The 22,087-nt window shown below is 64.1% G+C and carries 16 protein-coding genes; 9 read left to right on the top strand and 7 right to left on the bottom strand.

What is annotated here, in order from left to right; genetic code table 11:
- The first annotated feature begins 90 nt into the window (after nucleotides 1-90).
- The 7 genes from K6753_RS05810 to K6753_RS05780 are packed head-to-tail and all read left to right on the top strand — an operon-like array spanning nucleotide 91 to nucleotide 8,179.
- Entirely contained in the window at nucleotides 91-468 is a 378-nt protein-coding gene (locus tag K6753_RS05810) for a hypothetical protein (RefSeq protein ID WP_223675277.1), read from the top strand.
- Nucleotides 469-526: 58 nt separating this feature from the next.
- On the top strand, nucleotides 527-1,804 hold the full coding sequence (locus tag K6753_RS05805; RefSeq protein WP_223675276.1) for a TolC family protein: 1,278 nt from the start codon (nucleotides 527-529) through the stop codon (nucleotides 1,802-1,804).
- Nucleotides 1,801-3,075 carry an efflux RND transporter periplasmic adaptor subunit gene (locus K6753_RS05800; RefSeq protein ID WP_223675275.1) on the top strand — a complete coding sequence of 425 codons (1,275 nt, stop codon included), beginning with the start codon at nucleotides 1,801-1,803 and terminating at the stop codon, nucleotides 3,073-3,075. Before K6753_RS05805 ends, K6753_RS05800 begins: the two co-directional genes overlap by 4 nt.
- The gene (locus K6753_RS05795) at nucleotides 3,065-6,268 is read left to right on the top strand and encodes an efflux RND transporter permease subunit (RefSeq protein WP_223675274.1); all 3,204 of its coding nucleotides are present in this window, start codon (nucleotides 3,065-3,067) and stop codon (nucleotides 6,266-6,268) included. The genes K6753_RS05800 and K6753_RS05795 overlap by 11 nt, the downstream gene beginning before the upstream one ends.
- A gap of 3 nt (nucleotides 6,269-6,271) precedes the next feature.
- Entirely contained in the window at nucleotides 6,272-6,916 is a 645-nt protein-coding gene (locus K6753_RS05790; RefSeq protein ID WP_223675273.1) for a cation efflux transmembrane domain-containing protein, read from the top strand.
- Nucleotides 6,913-7,239 (top strand): YnfA family protein, encoded by a 327-nt coding sequence (locus K6753_RS05785; protein ID WP_223675272.1) that lies wholly within the window; start codon nucleotides 6,913-6,915, stop codon nucleotides 7,237-7,239. The genes K6753_RS05790 and K6753_RS05785 overlap by 4 nt, the downstream gene beginning before the upstream one ends.
- A 43-nt stretch (nucleotides 7,240-7,282) precedes the next feature.
- Nucleotides 7,283-8,179 (top strand): cation diffusion facilitator family transporter, encoded by an 897-nt coding sequence (locus tag K6753_RS05780; RefSeq protein WP_223675270.1) that lies wholly within the window; start codon nucleotides 7,283-7,285, stop codon nucleotides 8,177-8,179.
- Nucleotides 8,180-8,456: 277 nt separating this feature from the next.
- Here the strand turns inward: K6753_RS05780 and K6753_RS05775 are convergent, their stop codons facing one another.
- From K6753_RS05775 to K6753_RS05745, 7 genes are all read right to left on the bottom strand, one after another.
- Nucleotides 8,457-8,858 (bottom strand): sensor histidine kinase, encoded by a 402-nt coding sequence (locus tag K6753_RS05775; RefSeq protein WP_223675268.1) that lies wholly within the window; start codon nucleotides 8,856-8,858, stop codon nucleotides 8,457-8,459.
- Nucleotides 8,859-9,587: 729 nt separating this feature from the next.
- Entirely contained in the window at nucleotides 9,588-10,001 is a 414-nt protein-coding gene (locus K6753_RS05770) for an H-NS histone family protein (RefSeq protein WP_223675266.1), read from the bottom strand.
- A 325-nt stretch (nucleotides 10,002-10,326) separates the two neighbouring features.
- A complete protein-coding gene (locus K6753_RS14815) occupies nucleotides 10,327-10,572 on the bottom strand; it encodes a DUF2188 domain-containing protein (protein ID WP_223675265.1) in 246 nt (81 codons plus the stop codon).
- Nucleotides 10,573-11,021: 449 nt separating this feature from the next.
- Complete coding sequence (locus tag K6753_RS05760) at nucleotides 11,022-13,676, bottom strand: TrlF family AAA-like ATPase (protein WP_223675263.1); 2,655 nt, start codon at nucleotides 13,674-13,676, stop codon at nucleotides 11,022-11,024.
- A gap of 329 nt (nucleotides 13,677-14,005) precedes the next feature.
- Nucleotides 14,006-16,210 (bottom strand): DEAD/DEAH box helicase, encoded by a 2,205-nt coding sequence (locus K6753_RS05755; protein ID WP_223675262.1) that lies wholly within the window; start codon nucleotides 16,208-16,210, stop codon nucleotides 14,006-14,008.
- Between the two features lie 7 nt (nucleotides 16,211-16,217).
- Nucleotides 16,218-17,516, bottom strand: a complete 1,299-nt coding sequence (locus K6753_RS05750; RefSeq protein ID WP_223675260.1) for an ATP-binding protein — start codon at nucleotides 17,514-17,516, stop codon at nucleotides 16,218-16,220.
- The gene (locus tag K6753_RS05745; RefSeq protein ID WP_223675259.1) at nucleotides 17,513-19,906 is read right to left on the bottom strand and encodes a tellurite resistance TerB family protein; all 2,394 of its coding nucleotides are present in this window, start codon (nucleotides 19,904-19,906) and stop codon (nucleotides 17,513-17,515) included. Before K6753_RS05745 ends, K6753_RS05750 begins: the two co-directional genes overlap by 4 nt.
- A gap of 431 nt (nucleotides 19,907-20,337) precedes the next feature.
- On the opposite strand from K6753_RS05745, the gene K6753_RS05740 reads away from it, so the two are divergent.
- Together K6753_RS05740 and K6753_RS05735 are read left to right on the top strand one after the other, a co-directional pair.
- Nucleotides 20,338-21,468 carry a DUF4062 domain-containing protein gene (locus K6753_RS05740; protein ID WP_223675258.1) on the top strand — a complete coding sequence of 377 codons (1,131 nt, stop codon included), beginning with the start codon at nucleotides 20,338-20,340 and terminating at the stop codon, nucleotides 21,466-21,468.
- Nucleotides 21,469-21,504: 36 nt separating this feature from the next.
- Nucleotides 21,505-22,005 carry a hypothetical protein gene (locus K6753_RS05735; protein ID WP_223675256.1) on the top strand — a complete coding sequence of 167 codons (501 nt, stop codon included), beginning with the start codon at nucleotides 21,505-21,507 and terminating at the stop codon, nucleotides 22,003-22,005.
- The last annotated feature ends 82 nt before the right edge of the window (nucleotides 22,006-22,087 follow it).

The following is a 22,087-nucleotide window of genomic DNA, read 5'->3' as shown; positions in this document are numbered from 1 at the left end:
AGAGGCCGTGAAGAAATGCGTCCGAATGCGAGAAGTCAGGCAATCAGGAGTGAAATTGTGTACTGCATGATGGGTCGCTACGATAGCCGGATGTTTCGGCCCAGCCGCCTGCCGTGGTTTCGCGCTGCCCTGCTGGGGTTGCTCGCGCTGTGCATGGCTTTGCAACCGGTGCTGGCCGCCGCTGGTGAGCTGCACGAGGCGTTTGCGCATGCCGACCAGGCGGCCTTCCATCTTGAAGGGTCAGACGATCACGGCGATGCCTCGGGCGACCCGGGCGATGAGCCGGCCGACGCCCTGCATGTCCTGCTCCACTTCGCGCACTGCTGCGGCCATCCCGCCGGCCTCAATCCGCCCGAGGCCGGGGCGCACTGGTCGCCCGTGCATAAGCCGCGGCCGCTGACGGCCGTTGTCGCGCCCACGCTGGCGCCGCAGCTGGGCTCCCCGTTCCGACCTCCGATCCAGGCGTAAGGCGCGACTGGCCGCTCGGCCAGATCCTTGTCCATTCCGCTTCATCGGAGAACTTCCCATGCGATTGCGACTCACGGCCCTGGCCGTGTGCGTCGCGGCTTTTGCCGTGGCCTGGCCGGCGGCCGCCGCCGACCGTTTGACCCTGGACGACGCATTCCAGCGCGTTGCCCAAACCCACCCCGACCTGCGTCTGTTCGGCCCGCGGCAAGACGTGCTGGGCGCCGAACTCGACCGCGCGTCGCTGCGACCTGCGTACATCGCCGGTGCCACCGTCGAGAACGCGTTCGGCACCGGCGAGGCCAGTGGCCTGAGCGGTGCCGAGCTCACCCTGACCCTTGCCTCGGTGCTGGAGCGCGGCGGCAAGCTCGACGCGCGGCGCACGCTCGTCCAGAGCCGCATCGACGCCCTGGCCATCGAACGCGAAACCCGTCGGCTCGACCTGCTGGCGGAGGTCGCCCGACGCTATCTGGCGATCGTCACCGCGCGTCAGCAGGCCGCCATCGCCCAGGTCGACATCGACCAGCGCCAGCGCACGGTCGCGGCGGCCCGCAGGCGGCATGAGGCCGGCGCGTCGCCGGAGTCGGTCGTGCTGACGGCGCAGGCGGCCCTGGCGCGTGCGGAGCTGGATCGCGCGCGGGCCGACCAGCAGATGACCGCCGCGCGCCAGCACCTGGCGGCGATGTGGGGAGAGCAGGCACCGGACTTCGACGTGGCGGACGTGGATGCGCTGCAGCTGGCCGAGGTGGCGGACTTCGCCACGCTCGCGCAGTGGCTGGAGCGCAATCCCGAGCTCGCGCGTTTCGCGGACGCGCGCCGCATCGGTGAGGCCCGGTTGCAACTGGCGCGCACCGAAGCGACCCCGGATGTCGACTGGCAGGTCGGCGTGCGGCGCCTGCAGGCCACCGACGATTTCGGCCTGACCGCCGGTGTCTCCATACCACTGGGCGCGTCCGCACGCGCGCAACCGGGTATCCGCGCTGCGCAGGCGGAACTGGCCGCGCTCGAAATCGAACGCGAAGCGGCCGGCCTGTCGCTGTATTCCACGCTCGCCGACGCCCACGGCCGCTACCGCGTCGCGCAACTGGAGGTGTCGCGCATCGGCGAGGACGTGCTGCCACGCCTGGCACGCGCCGAAGCGGCGGCGGCCACGGCCTACCGCGCGGGCGCGGCGAGCTACCTGGAATGGGCCTCGCTGCAGGCCGAACGCACGACAGCGCTGCGCCAGCAACTCAACGCGGCGCTGGATGCCCAGCGCGCCCTCATCGAAATCCAGCGGCTGACCGGCCAGGCGTTTATCGCCGGCCCGGCGCCGTCGACTCAAGGAGCGACCCCATGACGTTTGTTTCCAAACTCCGCCCCCTGGCGGCCGGTCTGGCCCTCGTGCTGGCGCTGTCGGCCTGCGGCGGCGACCACGACAGCGAAGACGGCCACGGCCACGCGGAAGAAGGTGGCGAGCACGCCGAGGGCGAAGAGGCCCGGACCGGTGAGCACGGCGGCCGTTTGCTGGAGCAGGGCGAGTTCGCCGTGGAACTGGCGATTGCCGAGGACGGCACACCGCCGAAATATCAGGCGTGGCTGTACCGCGACGGCAAGCCCGTGCCGGGTACCGAGGGCACCGTGCAGGTGAACCTCAAGCGGCTGGGCAACGTGGCCGAGCAGCACGCGCTCGCGCCGCAGGACGACGGCAGCCTGATGGCCGCCACCGTGGTCGGCGAACCGCACTCGTTCGACGTCGAGGTGCGGGCCACCATCGACGGCCAGTCCTTGCGCTGGACATACCCCAGCTACGAGGGCCGTACCGAGATCGCCGCGGCCGTTGCCGCGAAATCCGGCATCGAAGTCGCACCCGCCGGCCCCGGCACCATTGCCGACGAGCACGAGGTCCAGGGCCTGCTGACGCCGGTCGAGGGCCGTGTCGCCAGCGTGGCCGCGCGCTTCCCCGGCCCGGTCCGCAGCCTGCGGGCGAACGTGGGCGATGCGGTGCGCGCCGGGCAGCCGCTGGCGACCATCGAAAGCAACCTCAGCCTGAGCACCTACACCGTCAGCAGCCCGATCGCCGGCGTGGTCACCGACCGCAACGGCGCGGTCGGCGGCGTGGCGGCGGAGAACATGCCGCTGTTCGAAATCGCCGACCTGTCGCAGTTGTGGGTCGACCTGCACATCTTCGGTTCCGATGCCCAGCACATCCGCCCCGGCGTGCCGGTCACCGTGACCCGGCTCAGCGATGGCGAAACCATCGAGACGATGCTGGAGCGGGTGCTGCCCGGCACCGCCACCGCCAGCCAGAGCACCGTGGCGCGCGCCACCATCGACAACAGCGACGGGCTGTGGCGGCCCGGCAGCGCGGTCAAGGCACGCATCACCGTGGACCGCGAGCCGGTCGACCTGATGGTGCCGCTGGCGGCGGTGCAACAGTTCCGCGACTGGGACGTGGTGTTCGTGCGCGTCGGCGACACCTACGAAATCCGCCCGGTCGAACTGGGCAAGCGCGACGGCGAGCGGGTGCAGGTGCTGTCGGGCCTGGACAAGGGCGCGCAGGTGGTGGTCGAGCAGAGCTACCTGGTGAAGGCCGACATCGAAAAGTCGGGGGCCTCGCATGACCACTGAGAAGCACGGCGTACTCGAGAAGACCATCCGTTTTGCCATCGCGCACCGCTGGCTGATGCTGGCGTTGACGCTGGTGCTGGTGGGCGTGGGCATCTGGAGCTTCACCAAACTGCCGATCGACGCCACGCCCGACATCACCAACGTCCAGGTGCAGATCAACACCGAAGCCCCCGGCTACTCGCCGCTGGAGTCCGAGCAGCGGGTGACGTTCCCGATCGAGACCGCCATCGCCGGCCTGCCGGGACTCGACTACACGCGCTCCATCTCCCGCTACGGGCTGTCGCAGGTCACGGTGGTGTTCGAGGACGGCACCGACCTGTACTTCGCCCGCCAGCTGGTGGGCGAGCGGCTGCAGCAGGTGTCGTCGCAGCTGCCCGAAGGCATCGAACCCTCCATGGGGCCGATCGCCACGGGCCTGGGCGAGATCTTCATGTACACGGTCGATGCCGACCCGGAGGCTCGCAAGGACGACGGCACGCCGTGGACGGCGACCGACCTGCGTACCGTGCAGGACTGGGTGATCCGTCCGCAGCTGCGCAACACGCCCGGCGTCACCGAGGTCAACACGATCGGCGGCTATGAGCGGCAGATCCACATCACGCCCGACCCGGCCAAGCTGGTGTCACTGGGCCTGACCCTGCATGACGTGGTGACCGCTGTGGCGGCCAACAACGAGAACGTCGGCGCCGGCTACATCGAGCGCAACGGCCAGCAGTTCCTGGTGCGCGTGCCGGGACAGGTCGCGGGGCTGGACGAGATCCGCTCGATCATCCTGGACCGCCGCGGCGGCGTGCCGATTCGTGTCGGCGATGTCGCCACGGTCGGCGAGGGGCCGGAGCTGCGCAGTGGCGCGGCCACCCAGAACGGCCGCGAGGTCGTGCTGGGCACGGTGATGATGCTGGTGGGCGCCAACAGCCGCGACGTGGCGCAGGACGCCGCAGCCAAGCTGGAGGAAGCGGCCGGCAGCCTGCCGCCGGGCGTCACCGCCAACCCGGTCTACGACCGCACGGCGCTGGTGGACCGCACCATCGCCACCGTGTCCAAGAACCTGGTGGAGGGCGCGTTGCTGGTCATCGCGGTGCTGTTCCTGCTGCTGGGCAACATCCGCGCCGCGCTGATTACCGCGGCGGTGATTCCGCTGGCGATGCTGTTCACCATGTTCGGCATGGTCCGCGGCGGCGTCTCGGGCAACCTGATGAGCCTGGGCGCGCTGGATTTCGGCCTGATCGTCGATGGCGCGGTGATCATCATCGAGAACTGCCTGCGTCGCTTCGGCGAGATGCAGCACACGCTCGGTCGAACCATGACCGACGAGGAGCGCCACGACGTGGCCGCATCGGCCACTGCCGAGGTGATCCGGCCGAGCCTGTTCGGCCTGGGCATCATCACCGCCGTCTACCTGCCGATCTTCGCGCTCACCGGGATCGAGGGAAAGATGTTCCACCCGATGGCGATCACCGTGGTGCTGGCGCTGACCGGTGCGATGGTGCTGTCGCTGACCTTCGTGCCGGCCGCGATCGCCGTGTTCCTGGGCGGGCGCGTGGACGAGAAGGAAAACCGCGTCATGCGCTGGACCAAGCGTCGCTATGCGCCGGCGCTGGACTGGGCGCTGCGCAACCGCGCCATCGTGGTCGGCAGTGCGGTCGCGCTGGTGGTCGCGTGCGGCCTGTTGGCCACGCGTCTGGGCACCGAGTTCATCCCCAACTTGGACGAGGGGGACATCGCGCTGCACGCCTTGCGTATCCCCGGCACCGGCATCGACCAGGCGGTCCAGATGCAGATCGATCTGGAGGAGCGGATCGCGCAGTTCCCGGAGGTCCAGCGCGTCTACAGCAAGATCGGTACGGCCGAAGTGGCGTCCGACCCGATGCCGCCGTCGGTGGCCGACACCTTCCTGATCATGAAGCCCCGCGACGACTGGCCGGACCCGCGCAAGCCCCGGGCCGAGTTGATCGCCGAGATCGAGGAGGCGGTCACCGAACTGCCCGGCAACAACTACGAGTTCACCCAGCCGATCCAGATGCGCATGAACGAGCTGATCTCGGGCGTGCGCGCGGAAGTCGCGATCAAGGTCTTCGGCGACGATCTGGACACGCTGGTGGAGGTCGGCGAGCAGGTCACCGAAGTGGCCGAGTCCGTGCCCGGCGCGGCCGACGTCAAACTCGAGCAGACCACCGGTCTGCCGCTGCTGACCGTCACCCCCGATCGCGTGGCGCTGGCGCGATACGGGTTGAATCCGGGCGTGGTGCAGGAGACGGTATCCACCGCGGTGGGCGGCGAGGTCGCCAGCCAATTGTTCGAGGGCGACCGCCGCTTCGACATCGTGGTCCGGCTGCCCGAGCACCTGCGGCAGGACCCGGCGACGCTGGCCGACCTGCCGATTCCGCTACCGGCCGACTTCAGTGCCGACGAGGCCGGTCGCGTGGCCACCGGACAAGTCGGCGCACCGTCCACGGTGCCCCTGCGCGAGGTCGCGAAGATCGAGACTGTCGCCGGCCCGAACCAAATCAACCGCGAGAACGGCAAGCGCCGCGTGGTGATCACGGCCAATGTCCGCGGCCGCGACCTGGGCGGCTTCGTGGAGGAACTGCGAACGCGCGTGGACGCCGAGGTCGAGATCCCGACCGGCTACTGGGTCGACTACGGCGGCACGTTCGAGCAGTTGATCTCGGCCAGCCAGCGCCTGTCGGTGGTGGTCCCGGTGACGCTGGCGGTGATCTTCGCGCTGCTGTTCATGGCGTTCGGATCGGCCAAGGATGCGGCAATCGTGTTCAGCGGCGTGCCGCTGGCGCTGACCGGCGGCGTGCTGGCATTGGCGCTGCGCGGCATCCCGCTGTCGATCTCCGCAGGCGTCGGCTTCATCGCCCTGTCGGGCGTGGCGGTGCTCAACGGCCTGGTGATGATCGCCTTCATCCGCAAGCTGCGCGAACAGGGCGATCCGCTGGACACCGCCGTGGTCGACGGCGCGCTGACGCGACTGCGTCCGGTGCTGATGACCGCGCTGGTGGCCTCGCTGGGCTTCGTGCCGATGGCGTTTAATGTCGGCGCCGGTTCGGAGGTGCAGCGGCCACTGGCGACCGTGGTGATCGGCGGCATCATCTCCTCGACGCTGCTCACGCTGCTGGTGTTGCCGGTGCTGTACCGCTGGTGGCATTGCGACACCAAGCCGCGTCCGGAGCCGCAGGAGGCCTGAGCGATGTCGGATTCATGCTGCGGCGGCACCGTCGACCTGGCGGCCATGCAGGCGCGCCAGCGGCGGGTGCTGATGATCGTGCTGGCGATCAACCTCGCCACGTTCGCGATGATGCTGGGAGCGGCCCTCTACGGCCGCTCCTCGTCGTTGCTGTCGGGCAGCCTGGACAACCTCGGGGATGCGCTCACCTACCTGCTGAGCCTTGCGGTTATCGGCGCGAGTACCGCCGCCAAGGCGCGGGTGGCGGTGGTGAAAGGCCTGCTGAACCTCGGCGCCGCCTTGGCGGTGGCGGCCCAGATCGGGTGGCGCGTGCTGCATCCGGAGGTGCCGTTGTTCGAAGCCATCGGCGTGGCGGCGCTGTTGAACCTCGCGTTCAACGGCGTGTGCCTGTGGCTGCTGATGCCCTACCGCGCAGGAGACGTCAACATGGCGTCGGCGTGGGAGTGCTCGCGCAACGATGTCTACGAAGGCTTTGCGGTGCTGCTCGCCGCGGCGGGCGTGTGGGTGTTCTATGCCGGCTGGCCCGACCTGGTGATCGCGGCGGCGTTGCTGGTGCTGTTCCTGCGCTCGGCGTGGCGCGTGCTCGCACGCGCGCGCGCCGAACTGCGCGAGGATGGCGGCCGTTCCAACAGCCCGGAGCCCGGATGATCGCCAAGACCGTCGGCCTGTTCTTCATCACGGCCATCGCCGAAATCGTCGGCTGCTACCTGCCGTACCTGTGGTTGCGGGGTCGCGCCGAGGGATGGGTGCTGGTGCCGGCGGCCGCGGCACTGGTTGCGTTCGTCTGGCTGTTGACACTGCACCCGGCGGCGGCGGGTCGCACCTATGCGGCCTACGGAGCCGTGTACGTGGCCACCGCGCTGGGCTGGCTGTGGGCGGTGGAGGGCATCCGTCCAGACCGGTGGGACCTGTTGGGCGGCGCGCTCGCCCTGTCCGGGATGGCGGTCATCGCCTTCGCGCCTCGGGGCTGACCGCCTGCCGTCAACGACAATTCACTAACTGAGAAGGATCGACATGGGCAGCGGACACGACCACGGCACCGGCGACATCCGGCACGAGAGACCCCTGTGGTGGGCGCTGGGCCTGACCGCGACGTTTCTGGTCGCGGAAGTGGTGGGCGGCCTGCTCACCAACAGCCTGGCCCTGCTGTCGGACGCTGCGCACATGGGGACAGATGTCATCGCCCTGACCATCGCGCTGGTGGCAGTGCGGCTTTCGCGCCGTCCGCCCGACGCCAAGCGCACCTACGGCTACGCGCGGATGGAAGCCATTGGCGCGATGATCAACGGCGGCCTGCTGTTCCTGGTCGCCGGCTACATCCTGTGGGAGGCCGTGCGACGTTTCCAGCAGCCGCCCGAGGTCGCTTCGACGGGCATGATGGTGGTGGCGAGCCTGGGGTTGGTGGTCAACCTGATATCGATGCGCCTGCTCAAGGCGGGCAGCGGCGAAAGCCTCAACGTCAAGGGCGCGTACCTGGAAGTCTGGGCCGACATGCTGGGCTCGGTCGGCGTGCTGGCGGGTGCCGGCATCATCATGTTCACCGGCTACCAGATCGTCGACCCGATCATCGCCGTGCTCATCGGCCTGTGGGTGTTGCCGCGGACCTGGACGCTGCTGCGCGAGGCCGGGCAGATCCTGATGCAGGGCGTGCCCGCCGGGCTGGACCTGGAGGGCGTGCGAAGGGCGCTGCTGGAGCACCCCGGCGTCGCCGAGATCCACGACCTGCACGCCTGGGCGTTGGGGTCGAAAGAGCCTGTCCTGACAGTGCACGTGGTTGCGGCGGACCCGGGCATTTCCGCAGATGCGCTACGCCAGCGGATTTCCGACATGCTGCGCGATCGCTTCTCGATCGAGCATGCGACGTTGCAGATCGAGTCTGATCCATGCGATAGCGGTCACGCACATGAGTGAGCCGAAGGGAGCGGGAGGCATCCCACGCGGCACTGATGGACCCGGCGGCAGGGCGCCACGTCCTTGCCAATCACAGTGTTTCTCAGCCAGTGGGCTCATGTAGCAGGATCACCACAAACCACTTTCATCCTCGATGCTCCGATCTCCCTGCAGACCCCGTGGCCACTGGGTGAACTGCAGAACAGCGGTGGTTCCGCGATCGGAGTCGGTCTGCAGGTCCAGACGCCAGCCGGAGTGTTCGCACAACCGTGAAATCAGCTCAAGCCCGATGCCCGAATCACCGCCACCTGCACCTACACGCGCCATGCGTGTGTAAATCGCGCTGAGCGGGGCTGATGCCATGGCCGGGGTTGTGGATGACAATGGTGGCGTCATCTTGCAGGCGAATGTCGATGCGACCGTTGTCGCTGTTCTCTATGGCATTGCGAAGCAGGTTCCCGACGGCAGCGCGGACGACGCCCGGCGTGGTGATCACCTTGCAGGGTGAAAGCGGCGCCAGGCACAACTGCAGCGACTTGCCCGCGGTCAGGTGCTGGTGGTCTTCGATGATCTGAGGCAGCAGGGCGTCCAGCGCCAATGGCTTGCTGGCCTTCGCGAGTCGTGCCGGGGCCGTGGAGCTATTGGGAGCAGGGCAGCGCGTCGTCGGCCAGGCGGCCGGCCTCTTCATCAAGCTGCGCAACTAGTTCCTCATCGCGATCGAAGAGCGCTCGGGTCAGCCCGCTGACCCGAGTGAGCGGCCTGACCGACTCGCCCGCGCAGGGGCGGGCGGTGGGCCGCGGCCCACGCGCCATAGCGCCCCAGGCCCTCGCCCCAGTCGCCGCGCTCGTGCGTGGTCATCGCCGGCGGTTCGCCGCACAAGGCGTTGATCAGCAGGTCCAGCTCGGGTGACCGGCGTGGGCCGTCTGGCCCCGACTCAGCGACCTCGATTGTCGTTGCCGGGGCCGAGCTGCCGGTGCTGGCCGTCGTGCTCACCTCCCTTGCCAGCGGTTTCCAATCTCCAATAAGTCTGGAAAGGTCAACCCGGGGGCTGAGCATAGGAAACCAACGGACGGCCGGCGCACGGGGCCGGCCCCACCGGCGGTAAGCGGGGCTTATCGCGGGTAGACCGGAGGGTAGGGCGGCCGTCCGCGCGCTCCGACGACGGCGCGCGGAGGCAGGCGTTCGGAGGGCCGCCTTCGGAATGGGGTGGCGCCGCGGCCGGACGTCCCAGGGCTGCGCCGCCCACGCGCAACGCGAGGGGCGTCCTTCGACGGGCACCGCCGGAGACGCTGCCGGGGCGGGCGTCTACGCGAGTTATATCGAGTTTAGCGACCTTATCGGATTTCGATAAACTCACTAAACTCGATATAAATGGCCTTGGATGTCCGCCGGCAGGGCGTCCTGAAGCCCGCGGGGCGAACGCCGGCACTCAGCTTCGCTTGACCACCGTCCGCTGGCCGATCCGGCGGCTCGACTTTGCGGTGGGCCGGGCGAGGCCCGGGATCAGGAAGTCGGTGACGCTGTGACCGCGCTTGACCTGGTCCGCCAGCCAGCGCGGCATCCGGCCACGACCGGACCAGGTGCGCCGCTTGTTCGCTGGGTCGCGGTACTTCGGCGCGACACGAGCACGCGCGTTTGCCAGGGTGCGCCGGGCAGGACGGACTGGGGCCCTGACATCAATGAGTTCCCCGATCCGATAGCCATGAGACGCGGCAAATGCGATCAGCTCTCTGCGGACGACTGCCACAGGCCGACGGCGCGCCATCAGCGTCTTGCGACGCTCGGCGGCGGCCAGGAGTGTTTCAAGCTCGCGCAGGTTGAGCGCGCTGACATCGATCTTCATGGGCGGCGAGCCTCAGTCCAGGTCGCCACCCTGTCAAGAAATACTTTGGATGCCTCCGGTGCAGACCTCGCGCCGTTGGTACATGCGCGGGCCGAACTTTCCAAGCGAAGCTCGACGGCCGTGAGACAGATCCTACGCTCACACTCGATCCAAGCGACCCAAACTGGCGCTACGTGCGCAAGGCACTTAAGACAACCCAGAGCTGATACGGGAGCAGACAGCCGGCGGCGCCAACGGAGCGAACCGAGAAGGCGCGCCGGCGCCAGTGATCCACTTCAGCGCCACTCGCGAGGTCATCGCGTGGTTGGGTCGCTTTCCCTACTAGTCATCCCCGCGGAGGATAAGGGTCGTTACCGTAGGTGCGCTCGTCCCGCCACTGGCCGTTCTGCGCCTGAATCCGGACTCCTGACGGGCGTCCATTCTTCGTAAAGTTCGTACTGGCGGCTGTGGCGGCAGCACTGATTGCCTCGGCCTGAGTGTTGTAGAGGAACCTAGTCCCGTTCTCCTGTTCGTCGAATTTGATCTCCCACTGGTTACCCGAGTTGACGACGTAGTAGTAAGTGCGAGCCATTGTTATTCCTTCAGTGGTTGGTTACTTGCAAACCGGCGACGCGGGTTACGCGGCCTTACCCCCATGCTAGCGCCTGACCACCTTGACTGCAGTGGGGCCTGTACGTTGGATGGACACTGTGCCTTGGGGACGAATGACATCCAGCTTCATGAGCGTTCCTAAGATTCTTTCGGTAAAGACGCCTCAGCAGCACGGATGACAATCCGCCAGGCATCCGGGAGGGCGCGATCGGGGATGAAATCATTGCTCCTTGCAGTGCTTCACCGCCCTCTAGATGTCGAACCGATGCAATCCATTCTCGATGTTGCTTACGGCATCCGTAACGCACACGATGGGGCAGCTCAACGCGTCGCGAGTGGTTCATGGGGCCGTTCGAACGTCGGTGCTTCGCGGCGGTCAAGCCGATTGGGACGAGTTGTGCAGCTGGCGTCCAAAACGCGTCCAAACGCTCAGAACTCGTACTTTTCCTTGCGCTGGATAAATGCATCCCTTCCACCCTCAAGGATGCTGGCCACCTGATCTCGAATCGAAGGAACGTCAATCGAACCCTGCGCTTCCAGGCCGAGACACCCTTGATTCTGAGCGGCCGTGAACACGCCAATCCACTCGGCATCGCCGAACACCGGGATGTTCGCGTTGTGTGTCGCGAACAAGAACTGCCGACTGGTCTTAGCCTCCCTCAGCTCCGTGACGATGCGATCCGCGATGAATGCGTTGTCCAAGTTGTCCTCCGGCTGATCCATCAGAAGGGGATCGACGCTCTCAAGTAGCAGCATGTGCAGGATTGCGGTGCACTGCTGGCCCGTCGAAAGCTTGTTGAGAGGACGGAAAACCGGTTCTGCTTGACCATGCGTGACATTCAAGAAAATGTCTACGCGATGATCCAACTCCAAGGCCTCCAGCTCCATGACCTGAGACGATTGGAGCTTGGCGAGTGCTTCGGCGACCTTCTGGGTGACACCCCAAGTCCGCTGGATTTCAGCAGCTCCTTTTTCGACCGACTGGGCCAGCGACAACGGACTGATCGACTCGACGTCGTCAACAAACGCAAGCCGCTTTTCACCCACGCCCTCTAACTTGCACTCAAGTAGGAAATTCCTCAACGGCGTGCGATCAGCCTCCGGCACAATCTCCACCTTTAGCTTGCCCTCAAGCCGTTTGTTTAGCTTCTTTGCGGCCCTTTGTAACGCCTGTATGCGCTGACCACGCAATTCGGACCACTCGGCCAACAAGTTGCGTCTCTCTTGACGCAAGGTGTTGCGCTGAAGTTCATGTCTAGCCGCCCGCGATTTCATGGGCTTGATACGTTCGATCTCCTCCATCAACTTCTGGTAGGCAACACCGACCTCTTGTCCGCTCTTTCCAGCAGTGGTGGGCAACGTTCGAAGTGCCTTCTCCAACTCGGCATCCTGCCCCTGTATGGCCTGCTGCCATGCTCCGTACTGCGTCGCGAACTGTCCCGCTCTGTCATCAAGCAACGCCTGCATGGCGGTCATATGCTCGGTGAACTCTTTCTTGAGGACATCAATCGTCGTTCGCATTGCGAGCAACTGGGCAGCGTCAGGCAGCTCCTCAGTGGCCTCATCGCTGATGAAGGAAAGGTCGGGCAAGCTGCCGCGAAATAACGAAAGCGCGTCTTGAAAGCTCTGCATGCCGTCGGTAGCGGTATTTGCCATCTCACGCTCACGCGCCAGCAATGAGGTCTTAGCTAACTTTTCCTTGAGCCCCAAATCTTCAAAGCCGCGAAGCTGCTCCTCCAGCTTGGGCAAGCGCTCAACCTGCGCATTGAGCTCGTCAAGACCGTCCAGGGACTTTGTGAGACTCTGCTGATTCTCAATCAAACGTTTATGCACCGCGGCGCTCTTCGCCGCGTACTCCCCATCTCGTGGAAGAAATCGGTCCAGCAACTGCACCCGGCTGGCTTCATCTTGAGCCAACTCATAAATTTCGTTCTGACCATAAATGTCGATGCCCGGCAGCAGGTCGTAAGGGAGCAGCGTGGAGACAGTGCCGTCCATGTCACGCACTATCGGCGGCTCGCCGTAACGACGCGAAATGCTGTATCGCTTGCCGTTCTGGGCAGAGGACACCACCGTCAGGTCAACCCGGCCGGCTGACCGGCCGAGATTCTCCTTGATGATTTCTTGGTGGAGCTTCTCGGCCTGCTTGCCTTTGGGTGGGAGGTCCAAGGCGAAGCGCAGGCACTCGAGCAAGGTTGACTTACCTGTTCCGCGGCCACCAATCACGGTATTGAGATGGTCGGAAAAATCTACCCGGACGCCATCCAGATAGCCGCCGGCCACAGTCATGCGTACCACCTTACCAATCGGGCTTTGGGTTTGTTGCGATTGGAGCCTTATTCTCGACCCGGGGTCGAGGAAGGCAACCTTGAACGCAGCGAAAGTTGGCCGTGTCATCTTGATGAAGCACGTTGCGCTCGGCTGATCCAAATCATCAGGTTTGGCGACATCCTTGGCATTGATCGCTGCCATAGGGCGTTCACGCCGGTAGCTATCGTCCTTGTTCAAGAACACCTTGCGATAGAAGTCGCTCTCGATTCCCGTCAGGTCCTCTATCGACCCTGGAATCTGGGCGGCCCGCAGTCTGGGGTTCTTCCATACGTGGTTCAGGCGGTTTTTCAGGAGACCGCTTTCCTGTGTGCAATGGGCCGCATAGATGAACCCGCCGAGCACATCTATTTCCTCGATCAGCTCTTCCGAACTCAAGCGAGATGGCCGAATGCCGTCTGCGGGGTCATGCAGTTTGAGATTTCCGAGGTAGCGCTCAAGCTGCTGCACCGTTGTGTCCTCGGGGAAGAGACACACGTAGTGCGTCTTGTCGTTCGACGCGATCTCAAAGCCGGGGAACACTACAATCCCGTGTGGCTGCAACTCTTGCCGCAAGGAATCAACACTAGCGACGCTACCGTGGTCGGCCAAGCCCACAACCGTTATGCCAAGCTTGAGGCACTTCTGGAGCAAAGCTTGGTTGTAGTCGCCTTCGTCAAACCCATGATGGGCCCCTCTGTAAGTGCCGCTGTAGCCAACAGGATTGACTTGGAGCGCACAGCGCCAAAACCTAGCGTATGTGAGTTGATCGGTCATTTCGTCTATATGCCAAAGCGCCTAACTTCTAGTTGATTGCCAATGCTTTTCCGGCAATTGTGCAGCCGAACCAGTAAGAGTGGCCATGGAGGTGCCCGTCGGTTCTTCGCCGGTAGTGGAAGAGGTCAGCTCCGGTACGGCGCATGGCCCGTCGTGATTGCGACCTAGGTCGAGCTGGTACCAATGTCAATTGCAGCAGCCACTGCAGCCAGAACGGAGTCGATGAGCTTGAAGGCAGCGTGGTGCGTTTTTTTAGCTCTATCTCCATCATTCGCATACGCATTCGAGGCCGATATCTGTAAGGCGTAGCTACGTTCGACGCAGCTCAGCTACTGGCTTATTCTGTGTTCAAGCGTGGTTCGTAGCCAGCCGAGCCCCTCATCCATCTCCAAGTTCGAGCTCGCATAGGTTTCGCGAAGTAGGTGAGGCGATAGGAGTCCATCCCACTTCTGGCGTATGAGATTGTTGGCATTGGCCAACAACTCATCGAGGGGCGGAGCCGCTTCTGAGCTGATATCTGCGAGACGATCTTCGATCTCCTCGAGGCTCAACTCCCCGCGGACGATTTCGACCCCCAATCGTCCCGAAAACGCTTGGACACCCCGCGACATTAGCAAGCACGCGATGGCCTCATTGGCGCCGTCGCCGAGCCAGGTGAGCAAGATTGCTTGGCTTCCTTGATCGAGCAACACGCGATCTTGCAAAGCTAACGTCTCGAACGCGATGCAGCCCTCGTCCAAGAAGCGCTGTGCGGTGGCATCAAGAAAGGAGAGAGACTCACCAGCTACATACAGTTCTCGCATGCGCTGCCGCACCCGGGTGTGCACACGCCCAGCACCTCCGTTGAACAGCGGTGGAGCTCCTCCCTTGGCGGGAGACACGTGGATCGTCTTATGCGGTTCGTCGATATCCTCCACAAGCCATGTGCGCCCACCGAACAAGATGCGCTGGCCTGGAGACATCATCTGCGACACGGGGAGGGTTCCGAGTGTCTTGCCACCGGCAACAAGGCGGAACTCCTCGTCGGTGGCGAAGGATGCATAGAACGAATAGTGGTTGACGATCTTGTCGCCGATGCGTCCATGCAGGAGTAGGCCCGAATGGTCTTGGGTGAGGATTTCGCCTTGCCCCAAGTTGCGCAGCAACTCCGCAAAGCTCCTTTTGGTCAAACCTTCAAAAGGCGCACCCGCGGCACCAAGCAACTGGTAGGCGCGTCTAGCTTGCAGGCCGCCATGTTGTGCGATGGCCGATAGCAGTTGTTGGACCAGCGTGGAGTAATGCGCCCCGCCCACGACAGGTGGCTCGAACCAGTGCTCCAGCAGGAGGGATATGACGGCCGCTGTTTGCACGGTGTCCAGCCGCAGTTGGGTCTCCAAGTCGGCCTTGTCATCTAGAGCGTCTTCGATCACATAGCCGCGTAGGATCGCGGCCTCGCCCTCGCGCCGCCCCGAACGACCCAGCCGCTGCCGAAGGCTCGCAACGGATGGCGGCGTGCCGATCTGGACGACGCTCTTAACAGCTCCAATGTCGATTCCAAGTTCCAGCGTGCTCGTGCAGATGGCGGTAGCGGGCCTCTCGCGCTGCTTCAGGGCAGCTTCGGTTTCGTAGCGGATCTCTTTGGATAGGCTGCCATGGTGTGGCCAGAACTCCCTTGGCGATTGGCCCTGCTCGCAGAGACTATTGAGCAAGTGGGTATAGCGCTCAACTTCCCGTCTGCTGTTCGGAAATACGAGATTGTTGGAGCCGCTAAGCACCTTAAACATGTGTTCGGCGATCGCCAGCGGGGCACGCTCTTTTTCGGGGTCGTTCTTGCGTCGCGTGCCGTCTTCTGCGCTTGGCTCCTCGAACCCCTTGACCAGTATCAGCAGCTGCCCACCGGTTGACTTCACGTCTACCAAGGCCACCTCTCGATCCGGCCGGAGGAACTTCGCCGCCAGGCTCATATCGCCCAGCGTCGCCGACAGCCCAATCCGCGGAACCTTCCGACCCAGCGCTGTTTCGATGCGGTGCATGAGCGACTGCAGTTGCTTGCCCCGCTCGGTGCCGATGAACGCGTGGAGCTCGTCGACAACAATGAAGGTCACAAGCTTGAACAGCCCGGCGATGCTAGTGCCGCGGTTACAGAGTGTGGCTTCCAGCGACTCGGGGGTGATCAGCAGCACGCCGCGGGGCTTCTGGATGAACTGGCGCTTGCTGGTGGCAGTGATATCCCCGTGCCAGGGCCACACGGGAACTTCCAAGTTCTCGCATAACCGATCAAGGCGTCCAAACTGGTCGTTGATGAGGGCCTTGAGCGGGCTGATATAGACGATCAGTCCTTCGTCGGGCTGCTGGAGCAAGTGGGTCAGTGCGGGGAGGAAGGCGGCTTCCGTTTTGCCGGATGCGGTGCTCGCCGCCACGATCACATCCTGGTCGGCCGGAAGGATCAGTGGGATGGCCTTCTCCTGCACTTCCCGCAGCGCCCCCCATCCCTCGGCCCACAAGTAGTGCTGGATGCGGCGATCCAACTTCAGGAACGCTTGCGACTCGGCCATGGCCTACTCAGAGTTGGAAGGAGGCCAGCTCGTCGTCGGGCTTGACCGCGGCATCTCCTTCGCCCGCGTCGTCTGCCTCGATCTGGACATCGCCGATCAGCGCCTGCCATTCCGTGCCGGGGTTCTGCTCGAGGATGGCGAGCAGGTTGATGAACGAGGTGATCGTCGTTCGCGGCGTTCGGAAGAAGCTATCGCCAATGCGATTTGCGCAATGCTCCATGAAGCTGGCAATCGCGGGGTCTGGCAACAAGTAGCGTTCTGGCTGCCCGCCCGCGTAGACGTGGCGGATCTTGCCCAGGAGCAAAAAGAAGTCTTCTAGGGTCAGGCTAGACAGGCGAAGCACCGGCCCGCTGAAGTCGACCAGAGTGTCAGAGGCGAAGGCGTTCTGGGCGAGCCGGCTCTGGAGGGCCGAATAGCTGTAGATGCCACGTCGCGGGTCCATCAGGAACTCGGGCGTTCCGCCCAAGACAAATCCCAGGCCAACTGCGGTGCCTTGCAGCGAGTCATTGAGCATGCGCAGGATCTGCTCGTAGTTGGAGCTACGCGCCTGCGAGTTGGCTAGCTTGTAGATATTGACCATCTCGTCCAGACACACGAACAACCCTGCGTATCCAGCCAGCCTCACGAATCGCGCAAGGAGCTTGAGCTGGTCGTAGACCGATGAGTCATCGACGATCGTGCGAACGCTGAGCGCGGCACGGGCATCGGTACGAGTGGCAAACTCTCCGCGCAGCCACCGGATCGCATCCGACTTCAATTGCTCGTTGCCACTCTCTGCGCCTCGGCAGTACGCGGCAATGACATCTGCAAAGTCATAACCATTGACGAGTTCGGTCAGTTGTTCGAGCTTGGCGCGAAGAACCTGCTCGGTCTCCAGGCCCTGAGCCTTAGCTTCACTCTTGGCTGTTGCGATGAACTTCTCGACCACCCCAGGCAGGGCACCGCCCTCTGGCTTGGTGCGTGTGGCCAGGTTTCGCATGAGTTCGGCATACAGCGAGCGTGCCTGGCCGCCTGACGCATGCAGCCGCCGGTCCGGATTGAGGTCTGCATTGGCCACGACGAGCTTGCGCTCCATGGCAATTGCGCGAATCAGGTTCAAGAAGAAGGTCTTGCCTGCGCCGTATTCGCCAATAACGAAGCGGAACGATGCCCCTCCATCGGCTACGCGGTCGATATCTGACACCAACGCTTCGATCTCTCGGCCACGTGCAACCTGGATCAGGTGCTGACCTGCTCGTGGCACGACTCCCGCGCGAAGGGACTGGATGACAGCATCACGATCCTTGGGACGAATTGCAGCATTCATGCTTCGATCTTCTCAAGTAGTTCAGTGTTCACGGTCAAGGGGTCGTCTCCTTCGCATAGCGGCTCGTCGAACGCATCAAAGGCCGCTTCGTTGATCTGCTCCAATGCCCCATCGAGCATGAGGTCCAAGTCGGTTGCAGCGTCTTCAAGTTCCGATCGAGTCCACTCAGGGCGAGATAGCAATAGCCGCAGCAGCGCCGAGTGTTCTACGTCGAGGCCAAGCGGTCCAAACGCATCATCGTCTTGCTCTGAATCTGGCTCAGGGTCCGGCGTCTGAGTCGCAAGTGCCGCTGGCTCCTCAACGAAGATGGACGACAGGAGTGCGGAGACGCGTGCTGTGTCTTCTTGAAGGCTCGCAATGCGAGCAGCATCCAAGCGGAAGCCTTGGGTTTCGGCCTGTGCGACTGAGATGGGTGCACCGCCGGCGCCGAGGGCATGGACGTCGCTGAACACCCGTTTGGGCTCTACGCCCAAAGCCTTGTAGACCTTCTCCAGGAACTTGACTTCATCAGGCGACACAAAGCCGTCGGACTGGGCCATGCTCGCCATGAAGGCGGCCAGTTTTTCCTTGGCCATGTTGGAGAACTCTTCAAGCTTCTTCTTCAGTGCAGCCAGCGTGGGCGGTTCAGCGGTCAAAAACTGCAAATGGGCATGCAATCGGCTCTGCTCTGCGGGCGTGAGGTGCGACCACCCTTGGATCTCCGCGCGCAGGTGAGCAATCTCCCGCTCGTTGAAGTCTCCATCGGCTTGGGCCATCGCGGCAGCAAGCTGGAGGGTGAGGGCTGCGGTGCGGTATTCATTTCCCGACCCGACACTAGCCTCCGTCGTCGGCTGGGAGAAAAGCACAACGGTGTCTCGTTCCTTCGGAATTCGCGCGCCAGCCAGAACATGGGGTTCAATGCCCAGCCCGGTGCCCTCCAAGGCCCGGGCCAGTGCACGAACGAGCTCTCGGGAGATCGCTTGTTTGGTACCACCCAGCGCCACAACTAGCTCCTGCAGGGTCAGAGACAGCCGCCCATCCCGCATCTGCGCGGTCAGGGTTTGCAGCTTGGCTTGTGCGGCGGGGGGCCATAACGATGCCGGCAGCAAAACCCGACCTTCCAGGCCCGCCGCCGCTGACGGGTCTTTGCCCATAAGTCGGCTGTAAGAACCCAGATCATCGGTGCATCGGTTTGCAATCTCTGCCAGCTTCTTGATCGGCGCGGTGAGGGCGGTGACGTCTGGAATATCGTCAAAGCCCATGGTGATCCGTGCGCCCCGAAGACCGGACGAGGCGGCCTGGTAGACGAACTTCAGCTTCGTTCGGTTCCTCGGCAGCACCAGCCCGGAGCCATGTTCCTCGTGGTAGCGTTGAATGAAGAGTCGCCCGAACTCGTCAGCACACCGAGTTGCGGCCGTGCGCAAGGATGTCTGCGGATTCAAGCGCAGCCATGCCAGTGCAAGCTCGCCGGGGATCGGTGCGCGATCCACTGCGGCCTGGCCCAGTGCCAGTCGCAGGTAGAGTGGAAGCTCGTAGGTCTTGGGAAAGTCCGGGACCGGTTGCTTATAGAGCTCCCCCGAACTGCCCTCGAGCTCGATCCAGCTCAGCAACTCGCCTGCATAGCGCCGGAACGAGTGGGACTCGCCGTATATCGAAAGCAGCCGCCGAAGTTCCGCGGCGATCTTCGGCCAGTCCTGCCTGGCTGAAGGGTCGTCGCGCGAGTCCACGATGACCCGGCGCTCAAGGCCATAAAAGAACAAGAAGACATAGCCGATGTCGCAGTCAGGAGCGCATCGACCTTCCGAGAGCCAGCTGAGGTAGGCGCGACGCTCGTACGGGGACGCTTCGGCGTAGCTTGGCCAATAGCCCATCTGCCGCGACCGATAGTTCCCGACGTCCGCTACCTTCATCTGTCCACTGATCAGGCACGGATCCGTATGCCCATTCGGCGCGCGCATGCGCCCGCCGACGTAGATCATTCCACCGGGGAGATTGACCCCCGCTACGTGGATGCTTTCGCCGGGCGGCACCCATCGTCCATCCCCAAAGCCGTCCGGCGCTTTGGGCACGGAAAAAGAAGACGCTGGTTGATGTGCGGCGGTCGGGGCGGAATAGAACTCGTCAGTACTCGTGCCTGCTCGCTCGGTTGCTGATCGTGCACGCCGCGCCGCCGCGTCGGGCAAGCTTGAGCTGGGCCTGCTCCCAGTGGCGCGCTCGGCTGACGGCTGAAAAGATTGGCGAGAGCCTCTGGTCAGGTCGGCCAAGGTGGGCTCGCGGGCAGGCTGAGCGGGTTTTTTAGACAGATGCGTCCGGAGCAGATAGAAGCCCAAAACACCAACACCGATTACCCCTAGCCAAATCCATACTTCCTTGGGCACTAAAAAGATCAGTGCAATCGCGCCCAGGAACAACCACCCTCCCGACCCCGACGAACGCCTTGCCATTCCGAACACTCCCCGGCCGCTCCTGCGGCCTAGCACGAAATAGTTGCCATAGCCCCGCTTCGCAGCATACCCCACGGACCCTGCGCCCCCTTGGCGTGGACAGTAAGGATGTTCGTAAGGCTTACGTAGGCCGACTCACCTTGGTAAGTGGGCGCCAGCGGGGCCTGTGAATAGACCTCGTCCCATGTGAGGCCACCCTTAGCGGGACCCGGGTTGTCGATGTGCAGCGAATATGTTCCGCTGGCTTTATCGTGTTGCTTCCCCTAGGTATCTGCCCAGGAAGGCCGACGTACATGCGTGCAAGCTGACCGAGCTTGCCCATCACTTCTCGAAACGTTGCATGTCCCATATGTGCACGCAGTTGCGTCTAGACACGCTTTAGCGCGAGTGGAGTAGTCATGAAGGTTTTCGTCAGCTCGCTCATCTCAGGAATGGAAGAAGAACGCGCTGCGGTCAGGCGCGCGATCGAGCTCTTGGGCCATGAGGCAGTCATGGCCGAGGACTTCGGGGCGCGTGCCAGTTCACCGCAGATATCGTGTTTACAGGGCCTGCGGGGTGCCGATCTGGTCGTTCTCGTCCTGGGCCCACGTTATGGCGCCCAGCAGCCCTCAGGCCTATCCGCAACGCACGAGGAGTATCGGGAAGCCCGCAGCCACAAGCCGATCCTGAGCTTCGTCCAGCATGGCGAGGCCGAGTCTGCTCAAGCCGAGCTGATCGCCGAGTCCGGGTCTTGGGAAGGTGGCTTGTATCGGGACAATTTCTCGACGCCGGAAGAGCTGCACCAGAAGGTGACGCAGGCGCTTCATCGACACGAGCTCGCCCATGCGGCCGCGCCCCTCGATCCGACCGCATTGGCGCGTCGTGCGACCGAACTCGTTCCGGAACCCTCCCGCGGACACTACTCGTCCGATATCGCCGTGCAGGTGGCCCTAGCCGCCGGCCCCGAAACCAGCATCCTCAGGCCGGCAGAGCTGGAGGCGCCGGCACTGCGCCAAGCGATCCAGCAGGAATCGATGTTCGGGCCCCATCCGATCTTCGATATCAGCCGTGGCACGGACAGCGCGTTGCGCTCCGATGCCCTGGTGGTATTTCAGGAACGCAACGGTACGACCCATACGCAGGTGCGCCTCTGGCCGACCGGCGACATGCTGATCGTCCTGCCACTGGGTGAGTCGCGCGGGGCGGGCATGCCCGTAGTGATCGAGGAGGACGTCGCCGGACGCTTGGGCAGTGCACTTGCGTTCGCCAGTTGGCTACTGGATCGCATCGACCCGACTCATCGCATTACGCACGTCGCGCCCTGCGCAGCCGTGGTGGGGCAGGGTGCTATGGGGTGGCGGACACGCGCGGAGCAGGCGGCTAGCCCCAACAGCATCTCAACGGGCTGGGGCAGGGAAGCGGAGCGCGAGCAGCCGGTGATGCTCCGCCCGCCTCACATCGCCCGCGCGGGGCTTGGGATGGACGCGCACCGCCTGACGCAGGACCTGATGGCACTACTGCGGCGCCGCTGGAGCGACCAAGGTCACTGAGCGCAAGCTACCGCGCCGCACAGGGAGGATGGATCCATGAAGTTGCCAGCTCGCGCGTTCGCAGAGATCTACCCGCAGGATGTTCAGCCCGGTCAGCTTTTCAAGTTCAGGGGGACTTGGGCGCTACGAGTGGTCCATCTCGACGACACCCACGGGTTCCTGATGCTCAGCGGCGAGCGTGCCGGCTGGGTGCACAAGATCGCGCCGGGGATGTCGACAGTGATCGCGCTGACGTCGCCCTTTGGCTGGTTCCCGGCGGTGTCCACGGAGGACCTCCCAACGGTTGATGCAGCAGTTACGGCGACGTTGATGATCTCAGCGGCCGGCCCGGCGATTTGCGGGGTCCGTGAGGACAGGGGCAGCTTTGATCCCGAACATCTGGTATTCGGCCCTGATGGTATTGCCCAGGATGCGGATGGCATCCATCGCACAAGCCGTTACGAGAAATGGTCTGCAGAGCTGGTCCATGAGGACCGACCTTTCGTCAGCCTCGGGACGCTCTTTGAGATGGACAGGGCAACCTCGGCAGCTCGATAAGGACGCCTGAACGGTCTGACCTGAGAGCCTCGCATCGCGGGGTCTTTTTCAGGCGGTGGACAGTCAGCCCTGCGCCGGCTCC

Origin of the sequence: Novilysobacter selenitireducens (assembly GCF_020026895.1) — a bacterium.
GTDB lineage: Bacteria > Pseudomonadota > Gammaproteobacteria > Xanthomonadales > Xanthomonadaceae > Lysobacter_C > Lysobacter_C selenitireducens.
This window is presented reverse-complemented; position numbering and strand designations above follow the sequence as displayed.